19 protein-coding genes are annotated in these 13365 nt (G+C 44.8%); all 19 read right to left on the reverse strand.

Annotated elements, in window-relative coordinates:
* Positions 1 to 7 precede the first annotated feature (7 nt).
* Positions 8 to 436 carry a 3-hydroxyacyl-ACP dehydratase FabZ gene (gene fabZ / locus JQM81_RS04195; protein ID WP_235232289.1) on the reverse strand — a complete coding sequence of 143 codons (429 nt, stop codon included), beginning with the start codon at positions 434 to 436 and terminating at the stop codon, positions 8 to 10.
* 92 nt (positions 437 to 528) lie between these two features.
* Positions 529 to 1071, reverse strand: coding sequence for an acetyl-CoA carboxylase biotin carboxyl carrier protein (accB, locus tag JQM81_RS04200; protein WP_235232331.1), 543 nt, complete (start codon positions 1069 to 1071; stop codon positions 529 to 531).
* Between the two features lie 140 nt (positions 1072 to 1211).
* Positions 1212 to 2450 (reverse strand): beta-ketoacyl-ACP synthase II, encoded by a 1239-nt coding sequence (gene fabF, locus JQM81_RS04205; RefSeq protein ID WP_235232290.1) that lies wholly within the window; start codon positions 2448 to 2450, stop codon positions 1212 to 1214.
* A gap of 53 nt (positions 2451 to 2503) precedes the next feature.
* The gene (gene fabG / locus JQM81_RS04210; protein ID WP_235232291.1) at positions 2504 to 3256 is read right to left on the reverse strand and encodes a 3-oxoacyl-[acyl-carrier-protein] reductase; all 753 of its coding nucleotides are present in this window, start codon (positions 3254 to 3256) and stop codon (positions 2504 to 2506) included.
* Positions 3250 to 4170, reverse strand: a complete 921-nt coding sequence (fabD, locus tag JQM81_RS04215; protein ID WP_235232292.1) for an ACP S-malonyltransferase — start codon at positions 4168 to 4170, stop codon at positions 3250 to 3252. The genes fabG and fabD overlap by 7 nt, the downstream gene beginning before the upstream one ends.
* Entirely contained in the window at positions 4163 to 5101 is a 939-nt protein-coding gene (gene fabK, locus JQM81_RS04220; protein WP_235232293.1) for an enoyl-[acyl-carrier-protein] reductase FabK, read from the reverse strand. The genes fabD and fabK overlap by 8 nt, the downstream gene beginning before the upstream one ends.
* Positions 5102 to 5119: 18 nt before the next feature.
* A complete protein-coding gene (gene acpP / locus JQM81_RS04225; RefSeq protein ID WP_268826441.1) occupies positions 5120 to 5347 on the reverse strand; it encodes an acyl carrier protein in 228 nt (75 codons plus the stop codon).
* A gap of 141 nt (positions 5348 to 5488) precedes the next feature.
* Complete coding sequence (locus JQM81_RS04230; RefSeq protein ID WP_235232294.1) at positions 5489 to 6475, reverse strand: beta-ketoacyl-ACP synthase III; 987 nt, start codon at positions 6473 to 6475, stop codon at positions 5489 to 5491.
* Between the two features lie 227 nt (positions 6476 to 6702).
* A complete protein-coding gene (locus JQM81_RS04235; RefSeq protein ID WP_235232295.1) occupies positions 6703 to 7734 on the reverse strand; it encodes a 3-deoxy-7-phosphoheptulonate synthase in 1032 nt (343 codons plus the stop codon).
* A gap of 20 nt (positions 7735 to 7754) precedes the next feature.
* On the reverse strand, positions 7755 to 8234 hold the full coding sequence (locus JQM81_RS04240) for a low molecular weight protein-tyrosine-phosphatase (protein WP_235232296.1): 480 nt from the start codon (positions 8232 to 8234) through the stop codon (positions 7755 to 7757).
* Positions 8235 to 8548: 314 nt separating this feature from the next.
* Positions 8549 to 9106 carry a M48 family metallopeptidase gene (locus tag JQM81_RS04245; protein WP_235232297.1) on the reverse strand — a complete coding sequence of 186 codons (558 nt, stop codon included), beginning with the start codon at positions 9104 to 9106 and terminating at the stop codon, positions 8549 to 8551.
* A 43-nt stretch (positions 9107 to 9149) separates the two neighbouring features.
* The gene (locus tag JQM81_RS04250) at positions 9150 to 9473 is read right to left on the reverse strand and encodes a cupin domain-containing protein (RefSeq protein WP_235232298.1); all 324 of its coding nucleotides are present in this window, start codon (positions 9471 to 9473) and stop codon (positions 9150 to 9152) included.
* A gap of 17 nt (positions 9474 to 9490) precedes the next feature.
* Positions 9491 to 9931 carry a DUF4186 domain-containing protein gene (locus tag JQM81_RS04255; protein ID WP_235232299.1) on the reverse strand — a complete coding sequence of 147 codons (441 nt, stop codon included), beginning with the start codon at positions 9929 to 9931 and terminating at the stop codon, positions 9491 to 9493.
* A gap of 15 nt (positions 9932 to 9946) precedes the next feature.
* Positions 9947 to 10417, reverse strand: coding sequence for a DUF1653 domain-containing protein (locus JQM81_RS04260; RefSeq protein ID WP_235232300.1), 471 nt, complete (start codon positions 10415 to 10417; stop codon positions 9947 to 9949).
* A 76-nt stretch (positions 10418 to 10493) separates the two neighbouring features.
* Complete coding sequence (locus JQM81_RS13575) at positions 10494 to 10628, reverse strand: hypothetical protein (protein ID WP_268826442.1); 135 nt, start codon at positions 10626 to 10628, stop codon at positions 10494 to 10496.
* A gap of 65 nt (positions 10629 to 10693) precedes the next feature.
* Entirely contained in the window at positions 10694 to 11359 is a 666-nt protein-coding gene (locus JQM81_RS04265) for a hypothetical protein (RefSeq protein WP_235232301.1), read from the reverse strand.
* 54 nt (positions 11360 to 11413) lie between these two features.
* Entirely contained in the window at positions 11414 to 11575 is a 162-nt protein-coding gene (locus JQM81_RS04270) for a hypothetical protein (RefSeq protein ID WP_235232302.1), read from the reverse strand.
* A 12-nt stretch (positions 11576 to 11587) separates the two neighbouring features.
* The gene (locus JQM81_RS04275) at positions 11588 to 12556 is read right to left on the reverse strand and encodes a Gfo/Idh/MocA family protein (protein ID WP_235232303.1); all 969 of its coding nucleotides are present in this window, start codon (positions 12554 to 12556) and stop codon (positions 11588 to 11590) included.
* Positions 12557 to 12559: 3 nt separating this feature from the next.
* Entirely contained in the window at positions 12560 to 13363 is an 804-nt protein-coding gene (gene proC / locus JQM81_RS04280; protein WP_235232304.1) for a pyrroline-5-carboxylate reductase, read from the reverse strand.
* Between the last annotated feature and the right edge of the window lie 2 nt (positions 13364 to 13365).

The following is a 13365-nucleotide window of genomic DNA, read 5'->3' on the forward strand; positions in this document are numbered from 1 at the left end:
ACCTCGACTATCCAATCATAAATGTCAGTTCCGCACTGACAACCATCTTGCCGTCCACACTGGCAATCGCCTCACCAACACCGACGGGCCCCTTCTGCTTAATAATTCTCGTCTCCAGACGCACCTTGTCCCCAGGGACAATCTTCCCTTTGAACTTACACTTATTAATTCCGCCAAAATACGCGATCTTGCCCTTGTTCTCTTCCATACTCAAGATTGCAACCGCACCAGCCTGTGCCAATGCTTCCACCGTCAGAACCCCCGGCATCACCGGCTCCTGCGGAAAATGCCCCGCAAAAAACTCCTCACGGTAAGATACACATTTATAACCAACCGCATACTGCCCCGGCTCATAATCCTCAATATAATCCAATAATAAAAACGGATGACGATGCGGGATAATTTCCTTGATCTGATTAATATCCAAATGCTTCATACTACCTCCTGGGGACGTAGTAAAATTGAAGTATACTACGTCCCTAATTAAAAAATGTGGTGTACCTATTTGACTTTTGCCCTGTACCCAAATTAACGAATTTTGAAAATTGGCTGGCCATATTCGACTGGCTGGCCGTTTTTGACGAGGATTTCTTCTATGATTCCGTCGTATTCGCTTTCGATTTCGTTCATTAATTTCATTGCTTCTATGATTGCCAATGTCTGGCCTTTTTTGACGCTGTCTCCTACAGCTACGAATGGTGCTGCGTCTTCTGCCGGTGCTGCATAGAAGGTTCCTACCAGTGGAGATTCTACAATTTTTCCTTGTGGTGTTGTCTCTGTCGCAGCTGTTGTGTTTCCAGTGTTTTCTTCGGAAACACCAGATGGATTACCGACTGCTGTCATAGTGGCTGCCAGGGTTGCAGGATCGGTTGCCATCATGGTAGTTGTTACGTTTGCAGCTTCTCCCGTACTGATGGCTGCTGCCGGAATCGTCATTGGCGCGGATATGACCTGTACCTGATCTTTTTTCTTAGTCATATGCAGTTTCATTCCGTTTTCTTCGTATTTTAATCCGGTTAATTCGGACGCAGATACAGCTTCTATGAGTTGAATAAGGTTTTCCAATTCCATAAATCTCAGGCCCTTTCTATCTCTTTCTATGCTTTTCTTCTTCAATTATGCTTCCCTCCACCTATGGCTTTTCGCCAATTTGGATTCTATCGACCTACTATGTTATGCTTCACAAGCTATGATTCTCTTCGTCAGCTTTGTTACCCCTCATATTTTTTCAGCAGAAGGGTTGCATTATGCCCGCCAAATCCCAGGGAGTTGGTCAACACGTAATTCACGTCTTTTTCGACTGGAGCGCCGATTGCGTAATTCAGGTCGCATTCTTCGTCAGCAACTTCCGTGCCTACAGTCTGGTGAATGAATCCATCCTGGATGGATTTGACACAGGTGATAAATTCGGCACCGCCGGCTGCACCGAGCAGATGCCCAATCATAGATTTGGTAGAGTTGATGACTACGTCCTTTGCCGCATCTCCCAACGCCACTTTGATGGCTCTGGTCTCGAACAGGTCGTTGTGGTGCGTACTGGTTCCGTGTGCATTGATGTAATCCACCTGAGATGGTTCAATTCCGCCTTCTTCCATTGCCAACATCATTGCTTTTGCTGCACCGCTGCCGTCTTCTGCAGGGGATGTGATATGGTAAGCATCTCCTGTTGCACCGTAGCCGGCAACTTCTGCATAGATCTTGGCCCCTCTTGCTTTCGCATGTTCCAGTTCTTCCAGCATGACTACGCCAGCACCTTCACCAAGGACAAATCCATCTCTGTCTTTGTCAAATGGAATGGATGCGCGCATCGGATTCTGAGAGGTTGATAATGCAGTCAGGCTAGTGAATCCAGCAACTCCTGTCGGGCAGATACAACTCTCTGTTCCTCCTGCCAACATCACATCCGCATCCCCATACTGAATGGCACGGAATGCATCCCCGATACAGTTTGTTCCAGACGCACATGCAGTCACGACATTCGTGCATTTTCCTCGGAACCCTAACTGAATAGAAATATTTCCGGCTGCCATGTTGGATATCATCAACGGCACCATCAGAGGATTCACTCTTCCCGGTCCCTTAGTCAATATCTTCTCATACTCGCGCTCTACCGTCTGCAGGCTTCCGATACCAGAACCAACGATCACACCCGCGCAAAACGGGTCTTCCTTCTCAATCTCCAGGCCGGAATCTTCATAAGCCTCCTTTGCGGCTGCGACTGCATACTGGGAGAATAATTCCATACGCTTTGCAGCTTTGAAATCCATACGCTCTTTTGCCACAAATCCTTTGACTTCTGCTGCCAGTTTCACTTTATAATCGGTCGTATCGAATTTGGTAATCTCCCCAATTCCCACTTTTCCTTCTTTGATACCTGTCCAGAACTCTTCCACCGTATTTCCGATTGGTGTCACAGCTCCAAGCCCAGTCACTACAACTCTTCTCTTCATACTCTCTGTCTCCTTCTATCCTGAAACACAACATTCTAGCTAACTGTTGACTGCTACATTACCATGCCACCGTCTACGTGTAGCACCTGTCCGGTGATATATGCCGCATCTTCTGATGCAAGAAATGCAGCTGCTGCCGCTACCTGTTCTGGTTTTCCAAACTTTCCTAACGGAATCTGCGCAACAGATGCTTCTTTCACTTTTTCCGGCAATACTTGTGTCATATCTGTCTCAATAAATCCCGGAGCAATCGCATTGACCGTAACTCCACGAGATGCCAGCTCTTTTGCTGCTGCCTTTGTAAGGCCGATCACACCGGCCTTAGATGCCGCATAATTTGCCTGACCGGCATTTCCTGCCACACCGACAACCGAAGATAGATTGATAATTCGTCCGCTTCTCTGCTTCAACATCTGGCGGCTGGCAAAACGAATGGTGTTAAATGCGCCTTTCAGATTCGTATTTATCACTTGATCAAAATCTTCTTCTGACATCTTCATCAAGAGACCATCACGAGTAATTCCTGCGTTATTAACCAGAATATCCAGATGACCATATTCTTTGATCACATTTTGGATAAATGTCTCACATGCCTCATAATCAGACACGTCACACTGGCAGATTTCTGCCTTTCCCTGTGCTGCCTCAATTTCGGCTTTCACTTCTTCGGCCCTTTCTCTGGAACCGTTATAATTTACGATGACCATAGCTCCCAGAGATGCAAGCTTCTCTGCGATTGCCTTGCCAATTCCACGGGAAGCGCCCGTTACAACAGCAACCTTCTTTTCCAATCCATTTTCTAACATAATTCACCTACTACTTTTTCAACGTCATCCCAGGACGCGATATTGTAAACTTTCACATTACGGTTAATCTTTTTCATAAAGCCTGCCAGTGTTCTTCCCGGTCCAATCTCTACAAATGTATCGACGCCATCTTCTATCATAGCCTCCATACTCTGCATCCAGCGTACCGGAGAACTTACCTGCTCTGCCAAAAGTGCTTTGGTCAGTGTAATATCTTCTACTCTGGAAGCAGTCACATTGGTCACATATGGCACTTTCAGCGGATACACTTCTGTGCGCTCCAGTTCTTTTGCAAGTTCTTCTCCTGCAGGAACCAGAAGGGGTGAATGAAACGGACCGCTGACATTCAACATGACGGTACGTTTCGCCCCTGCCTCTTTCAATCGTTCTGCCGCTTCTTCAACGGCTTCTTTCTTGCCTGTAATTACAATCTGTCCCGGGCAGTTATAATTGGCAATGGTCACTCCGTCTATGTCTTCAATGACACGTTCAATCTCTTCTGCATCCATTGCCATGACCGCACACATTGCTCCCACCCCAGCAGGGACAGTATTCTGCATCAGGATTCCTCGCTTACGCACCAGGCGGATGGCATTCAGATCCTTCATCCCGCCTGCTACAGCGATTGCACAATACTCTCCCAGGCTTAAGCCTGCGGTGCAATCCGGTGTAAGTCCTCTCTTTTCCACAACTCTGGTCATCGCAAGGCAAGTGGTAACCAGCGCTGCCTGTGTATATTCTGTAATGTCAAGCTTCTCATTTTCTTCAAAGCAAAGTGCCTTCATATCCAGATTCAACGCATCACTTGCCTGATCAAAGATCTCTCTTGCAATCTCGCTCTTCTCATAAAAATCTGCACCCATTCCAGCTTTCTGGGCACCCTGTCCTGGATAGATAAATGCAATCTTACTCATAAAAACCTGCTCCTTTTATCATTGCATCTGTCTCGCTTACCAACTTAGTAATCAATTCCTCACAAGACATTCTTTCTTTTACCATACCGGCAATCTGTCCTGCCATGACACTTCCGTTCTCCACATCTCCATCTACTACAGCTCTTCGAAGTCCGCCCAGTGTCAGCTGCTCCAGTTCTTCAAAGCTTGCTCCTTTATTTTCCAATTCCAGATACTTCTTCGTCATGTCGTTGCGAAGGGCACGGACCGGATGTCCTGTGGTTCTTCCAGTTACCCTGGAATCGATATCCTTCGCCTTGATAATCCTCTCTTTATAATTCTCGTGAACCTGTGATTCATCTGTCACGACAAAGTGAGTTCCCATCTGAACTCCCTTCGCACCCAGCATAAATGCTGCTGCGATTCCTCTTCCATCAGCGATACCACCAGCTGCAATGACCGGAATATTTACCGCATCCACGATCTGCGGAACCAGGACCATAGTCGTATTCTCTCCGATATGTCCTCCTGCCTCACATCCTTCTGCCACTACCGCATCGGCACCACAACGCTCCATACGCTTTGCCAACGCAACAGAAGCAACCACAGGAATCACCTTTACTCCTGCCTCTTTCCACATCTTCATATATTTCTCAGGATTACCAGCTCCGGTAGTCACAACTTTAACGCCCTCTTCTACGATTACCTGTGCCACTTCGTCTGCATAAGGACTCATAAGCATAATGTTGACGCCAAAAGGCTTATCCGTTAACTTCTTCGCTTCCTGTACCTGCTCTCTTACCCATTCTGCCGGAGCACTGGCAGCTCCAATTAAGCCAAGTCCTCCTGCTTCCGATACGGCTGCCGCCAGATGATATTCTGCGACCCATGCCATACCTCCCTGAATAATTGGATATTCGATTCCTAATAATCTGGTTACTTCTGTCTGCATATTAAAACCCCACTTCTATTATTCTTTGTGTTCGTTGATATATTCCATAACATCCCCTACAGTTGCAATCTGTTCCAGATCTTCTGTTGGGATCTCAATTCCATACTCATCCTCCAAAGCCATTACCAATTCAAACAGATCCAGAGAATCTGCTCCAAGATCTTCTTTAAATGAAGACTCTTCTGTAATATCAGCTTCGTCTACTCCCAGATTTTCTGCCACTAATTTTTTGATTGTTTCCAACATACAATTAATCTCCTTTTCTTGATTTGTTCTTTGCAGAAAAGTAGCCACTGGCATTTTCTGCATCTTATAATATGATATCTATATAAACTGGAACTTGCCAGTTTATCTCCGCTTTATCATCGCTATGATGCCATTCCTCTTCTAAGAATGCCACTCAATGATCGTCGATCCCCAGGTAAGTCCTGCACCGAATCCTGCCATCATGATCTTCTGTCCAGCCTTCAGCTTACCGGTACGGTTCATTTCATCCAACAGAATCGGAATACTTGCCGATGAAGTATTGCCATACTCCTGCAGATTCATCGGAAACTTTTCGATTGGTTCCTCCAGGCGCTTTGCCACGGCTTCTACAATCCTTCGGTTCGCCTGATGTAAGATATACCAGTCAATTTCTTTCTGAGTCATCTCATTTCTTTTCAATGCTTCGCGAATGACTTCCGGTACTTTTTTTACCGCAAACTTAAAGACCGCCTGCCCATCCATTTGCATAAAATGTGCTTCATCCACCAGGGACTCTGCAGCTATCTCTGAAGTCAGACCATTACAGTCATGTCTGCTCTTACAAGTAAGTGCCACTCCCTTTAATCCATCGGAATGAGTGACTGGCAGATAAAACTTCTGATCTTCTGCCTTCAACACTGCAGCTCCAGCACCGTCTCCAAATAAGATACAGGTTCCTCTGTCCTTCCAATTGGTCAGATTTGAAAGGCTCTCACTTCCGATAATCAATGCCGTCTTATATATTCCCCCGGCAAGATATGCTGCTGCGGTATTATAAGCCAACACAAACCCCGTACACGCCGCACTCAAGTCAAAGCAGGTGGCATTCATTGCCCCGAGTTCCTTCTGCACTTCACATGCAACACAGGGAAGAATCACATTCGAAGAGATGGTCGATACCAGAATCAGATCTATCTCTTCTGGCGTTACTTCTGCATTATCCAACGCACGTTTCGCCGCTTCACAGGCCATAGAAACCGTTGTTTCTCCCTGAATGATGTGTCTTCTTACCACACCCGTTCTTTCCTGAATCCATTCATCACTGGTCTCCACCAGCTTCGCAATATCGTTGTTATCCATTGTATACGACGGTGCGTATGACCCCGTCCCACATATTATTCCTGTCATATGCATTCCTCTGATTTATTTTGACTTTAAATTATTTTGACTTTCAAAGTATATATCTGGTAAGCGTATTTGTCAAGTACTTTGATATTCAAAGTATTATTTTTCTATAAAAAGATATGTCAGAAATCAACATTTGCTATCGATTTCTGACATATCTTTTCATATTATACACGTCATATCTTATCTTCTATTCTTATATGCCAACTTCACTTCTCTATCCTCTGTGATTAGCATTTCTCCGCGATATCGTAGATCAATCGTTCCGTATCTTCCCATCCAAGGCACGGATCTGTGATAGATTGCCCATAAGTCAGATTGTCACAGATATCCTGTCTGCCTTCCACCAGATAGCTCTCAATCATAATCCCCTTGACCAGTTTCTTAAGTTCCGGATTATAATTTCTGCTGTGAAGGACTTCACTGGTAATCCGGATCTGCTCCTTGAACTTCTTCCCTGAGTTTGAATGGTTCACATCTACGATGACCGCCGGATTTTTCAAATCCTTCTTTGCATACATATCTGCCAGACGTGCAAGGTCTTCATAGTGATAATTCGGGATGGTTGTGCCGTATTTGTCAACGCCGCCTCTTAAAATCGTGTGCGCCAGTTCATTTCCGCTGGTGGTCACATCATTTCCGCGATAAATAAAACGATGTGGATGCTGTGCTGCAGTTACGGAATTCAACATCACTGCCAGGTCTCCACTGGTCGGATTCTTCATTCCCACCGGAATGTCCATGCCGCTGGCTGTCAGACGGTGCTGCTGATTCTCAACGGAACGGGCACCGACTGCCTCATAAGACAATACATCATCCAAGTAACTTCTATTCTCTGGATACAGCATCTCATCTGCAGAAGAAAGCCCCGTCTCTTCCATAACACGGATATGCATCTTGCGGATTGCCACGATACCAGCCAACAGATCCGGCTCCTTCTCCGGGTCAGGCTGGTGCAGCATTCCTTTGTACCCATCTCCCGTGGTACGCGGTTTATTCGTATATACTCTCGGAATAATCATTAATTTATCGGATACTTTATCTGCAACCTTTTTTAGACGATTGACATATTCACACACCGACTCTTCATTGTCTGCAGAACAAGGTCCTACCAGTACAACAAACTTATCAGATTCTCCGGTAAATATCTTACGGATCTCATCATCTCGTATCTTCTTAATCTTCGTTACCTCTTCCGGTACCGGGTACTGAGCCTTCAACACATCCGGCAGCGGTAATTCATGGTTCAATCTCATTGACATCTCTCTATCTCCTCCTGTTTTCACCTTATCTGCTCTGACACAAGTCCTTTTCCAATCAGATCATTCAGGAAACCTTCGCATCCTTCTACAATGTCATCGTATGTCCGGTCAAAATTCCCGGTATACCAGGGGTCTGCGATATCTCTTGGATTCTCTGAGAAGTCCAGAAGCTTGCATACCTTGTGCTCCGGGTCGGAACCAATGATCCTGTCTATGTTACGAATATTACGGTATTCCATCCCAATCAGATAGTCATACTTCTGATAATCCTTCTTCTGAAGCTTCACGGAATATTTCCCTGAGGTACTGATTCCATATTGTTTTAATTTATTCACCGTTCCATAGTGAACCGGATTGCCAAGCTCTTCTGAACTTGTAGCAGCAGAGGCGATATGAAACTGGTCACCCAAGCCACGTTTCTCTACCATGTCACGAAAGACGAACTCCGCCATCGGGGAACGGCATATGTTTCCATGGCAGATGAATAATACATGAATCATATAGTCAAACTCCTTTGATGATCATCTCCTCTGGAGACTGTATCTAGTATAACACCACCGCCCCAAAACTTCAACACTTTAAAGTGTTGATATTTTCTTGTCAATTTTCTGAACAGAGCGATACTCAATCCTCCCCGCCTGCCACCGTATGTCAACAGCTGTATAAAACTGAACCTATCATATCCATTCGGAAGCTTTCCGGCAAATAAAGTAGAGATACCTATACTTGAAAATCGACCAATCAGATTAAAAAGGGATTCTCCTTCCATCAACAAAATTTATACGTGAAACTTCTTTTCCAGTAATATCAATTTTCATACGCATCTCTGCATCAGCTGACCGCCATTCTCCTTCAGCCACCTGTTCCATTTCCAATAATCTGGGAATACCCGAAGCACCTCTGCATAGAATCTGTCTGAATGATTCATCTCTTTTCGATGGCAAAGCTCATGAACCACAACACTATCAATGACTTCCGACGGCGTCAGCATCAGAAGACAGTTGAAATTCAGATTCCCATTCGCGCTGCAGCTTCCCCACCTGGTCTTTTGATTACGGATTGTGATTCTCCCATAATCGACACCTATCTTTGGCGCATAATATGCCACCCTCTGTGGAATCACTTTCACTGCCTGATCCGCAAGTTCCTGAATCTCTTGCATGGTAAGCTTCTCAACCGGCGGTCGTTCTTCTAATCTTTGTCTGGCAATCTCCTGGTGCTTCTGAATCCATTCTTCATGCTTATGCACAAACTTACAAATTTCTGAATCAGGAAGTCTTATGGGTACACGGACAATCACCTGCCCATCTGGTTTTACTTCCAATCCTATCGTTCTTCTATTGCTCCTGATCACGGTATACTCTAACTTCATATTGCCTGCCCCATTAGTTCAATCAATAGGATAGATTCCCAAATTAAAATGACACGATTAATTGCATTTTAAATCGTTCTTCTCCATAAACCGCATGCGGGATTCCCTTTGGCATGATTAGTGTATCGCCCTCCTCAAGGTAGAACACATCATCCGCCACCGTAAAGCGACCTTTTCCTTCAAGCACCGTCACCATTGCATCTCCACCGGAAGAATGAGTGGAAATCTCTTCCCCTTTGTCAAAGGAAAATAAAGTCATGCTGACAGAATTGTTCTGAACAAGCGTCTTGCTGACAACCTGCCCCTCCAAATACTCTACCTGATCCTTTAATGCTAACTTTACTTGCTTCTCAATGTTCTTATACATCTTTCTTTTCCTCCTAATTATAAAAACGGCAGTGTCATCTGTTCATACTTTTCTTCCATCTCTATTTCAGAGACTTCGTACCCCTCCATCTGACGACCGACCCATTCCATCAGCACATCTACCACATAATCCTGCTGCTCTTCGGTAAGTTCCTTTCCTCTGGGAAAATGATGCCATTTCTCCAGACAGCCTCTGCAGCAGCAAGCCGTAGCATGCTGCGCAATGAAAATCGGATGGCCTTTCATCGGTGTTTGTTTACCATCATTAGGAATCACCGCTGGCGCCAGACGCTGACTGACAAAGTCCTTGGCATGCTCCCGAATCTTGTCACCGCCTTTATCAAGCACATATTTCTTATCCTTTTCTTTTAGATGAAACCCACTGCGAAACTTCGACTGGGATAAACGTTCAAACAAATCTTCCAGATTCCTTTTCTCACCATCACACAATCTTCTCACTCTTCTTATCCATCGTTAATCTTCCACCTTCTCAAACCGATACTTCTGCTTCACATCTGGATACTTCTGTCTGTCCACTTCACTCATGAACATCGCATACGGTCTGGCACACACCTTAAATGGTGCATACAACGCCTGATAAATCACTAGTCTCTCGCCTGTCTCTGTATGTGACGCAAACGCAAGCACCTTATACAGATACTCCGAAGTATCCGCAGATACCCACTCACGCTTAAAATGCTGCACGATATCACCCACACGGATATCCCCGTTCATTACCTCTGCCGGCTGTTCCTCTTCAGGTTCTGAGGCAATCGGTTCTGACTCTAATTCCTCATATTCGTCCTTGTCAAGAGAGACCGGAACACCGGTTTTGCCTGTGATATGAACACCGCCATACCAGGTACCCTCGATAGTAAAAATGTCACCAATGTCGTATTCCGAAGAATAATCATTATTTTTCTTTATAATCTTAATTTTATTCATTGGAGTCACCTCAATTTCCCTATTGCTTTTTCAATTTGCCTATAATCATTTATTTTCTCTCGTAGCGAGAGCTTCATCAAGACTTCCCGCCAACATGCTCAGATAAGATGTTCTCACCGTATCCTTCATAGAAAGTCCCAGTTCCACCATTTTCTTTTATTTCTTCTAGATTATTAACCGGCAGTTTAACTTCGATTTCATAATGATTCAATAAATATCCCCTCCCCGGTCATTACAATCTCTCTACCTTCAACTATAATTCAACTATCGCGTTATCTATTCCTCTGCTTCATCCAACGCCACTCCTTCGCCCCATTCCTTCAGATACCTGAGATATTCTGCTTCTGTATTCAGGAAATTCTCTGCATTCTCGGGCAGTACGATGGGTTCCAATGTACCTGCGATATAATTGCACACATATATCACTTTGCTGCAATTCAGGAATACCCAGTCGAATTGTACTTTTTCATTTTTCTGGCGTTGTTCCATGTATTCGAATAGAGATTGTGCATCAATCGTTGTCTCGTCTGTCGGATGTAAGAACAGATACAATCCATTATAGCGTTTGTTCTTGTAGTTGGCATTTAGTTTTTCCAACTTCCTGTCGAATCGATACTCTGCTTTTTTCAGATAATCCTGCTCTAGTTCCGGATCGGGTAACACAGCCCAGAATCTTCCGTTGTAAAAGTACAGCCGATCTCCGTACCGTTCGATTGCCGATTCTGGGAGTTCTTCTTTCCGGCATCCCAGATATTGTTCAATGAAGGATTCTGTCTTTCCATCGTCTGGCATGAGTGCCTGACTGACTTCCAGTCCAAAGTCCATGGTCTCATTGATCCAGTCCGGAGATTCACTTTTGATGAAGACAGGCTTATATTCTGCCCACAGATACTTTAATGAAACTGCTGCGTATATCTCATTTAACAGCTTTTCATATGCCATCTTTCTACCTCCCGTCTCTGACCTTTTGGTAACTTAGTACAGAGTATGGCAGTTTTATTCAGACTCGCCCCACTCTAATATTTCCTTCAGACTCCTTGGTTCATAATCCATATGCATCTCCTCTAATGATTGATATGGCCTTCCATCGTAATTTCTCCCGCCATTGTCAATCTGACTACAGCAGAATAGATGCAGGTCACTAATATAATAATTCATTGATTGCCCTCTCTACTCAAATGGATACCGTACTCCCCAGTCTTCTCGAAGTGCATCCATCTGTTCCATAATCTTCACGGTCTCGCTGTGTGGCATTTCTTCACATTCCAATTGTCCAGCTTCCAACGCTCTCTTGCAGGCCTCGACTTCATACTCGTATCCGGTGATCTGCTTTGGTACTTCTATGGTGCGGACTAATGTTCTGTCCTTTGTAAACACTTCGATCTTGTCAATATTATTGATATTATATGCGATCAGATAGCCCTTGGTGCCGTAGATGATGCCGTACTGCTCTGTTGCGGCCATCATTCCTGCGTGCAATGTTGCAATACGTCCATCTTTGTAACTGAAGATCATCGCATCTTCTGCATCCATGCCGGAATCTATTTTTACACAAGTTGAAGTGATTTTCTCGATATCATTTCCAAAGAACATACTGGCGAAATTGATTGGATATACACCCACATCCAGCAGTGCTCCGCCGGCAAGTTCCGGCTTGATCAGACGTTCTACTCCAGACAGTTCATACCCCAGATTCGCACTCAGCATTTGTAGTTCTCCAAGTTCTCCACCTTCCAGAATATCTGTGATAATCTTTCGAGACGGCATATAGCGGGTCCAGATCGCCTCTGTGATAAATACGTGCTTTTCTTTTGCATAATCAAGAAGCTCTCTTGCCTGTTTCGCATTTGCAGTAAACGCTTTTTCACACAATACCGGCTTTCCATAGGTAATACATAATTTTGCATGTTCCAGATGATGAGAATGTGGGGTCGCGATATAAACCAGATCTACGTTCTCATCAGCCAGCATCTCCTCATAAGAGCCATAGGCTTTCTCAACATGCTCATCCTCTGCAAATCTTTGCGCCTTCTGCAGATTCCGGGAAGCAACTGCATATGCATCAGCCCCTTCCATACCGTTCAATGTAAGTGCCATCTTGCGAGCAATACCGCCTGCGCCTAATATTCCAACCTTCATTTCTCATTCTCCTTTTCTATCATCCAGATTTTCTGTGCAGGCTCCCATTGCCTCCATTACTGCATTGCGGAAGCCGCATTCTTCCAACTTCTTGACCATCTCAATCGTAATTCCTCCAGGGGTACATACTTGATTCTGCAGCTCTGCCGGATGCTTTCCTGACTTCAGGACCATCTCCGCACTTCCTTTTACAGCCTGTGCACTCAGACGGATTGCCTGATCCCATGGAAATCCTTCTCTTGCGGCTCCATTTGCCATTGCGTCTATCAACATAAAGATCATCGCCGGAGATGAACCTGTAACCGGAATAATTCCATTCAGCAGTCTCTCTGGCATCCGTTCTGCTGCCCCGAATCCTCCGATCAATCTTGTAAGTTCTTCCACCTCTTCTTCTGTAACGTTATCGTTCGGCGCTACTGCGGTTACCGCTGCACCAACCGTAGCACAGGTATTCGGCATAGTACGAACAATCTTCTGATCAGCGCCGATGTGTGACTGAATCTCATCCAGTGTAACACCTGCTGCCACAGACCATACGATGGTTCCATTTTCCTGGACAGTCTCGGCAATTTCATCGAACACATCCGGACAGAATCTTGGATGAATTGCAATCAATACAATATCTGCTTTTGCTGCTTCTTTATTATCCTGTGTAATATTAACTCCCAAAGTATCCTTGATCTTTTCAAGGCTTGGCAGATAGATATCCGACACCAGAATCTCAGCCGGATTAATCAATTTGTTATTCACAATTCCTCCAAGAATTGCATTTGCGATAAGTCCACATCCAATGGTTCCTAACTTCATCT

It is taken from the genome of Faecalicatena contorta (assembly GCF_021531895.1).
In the GTDB taxonomy this organism is placed as follows: Bacteria; Bacillota; Clostridia; order Lachnospirales; family Lachnospiraceae; genus JAFBIX01.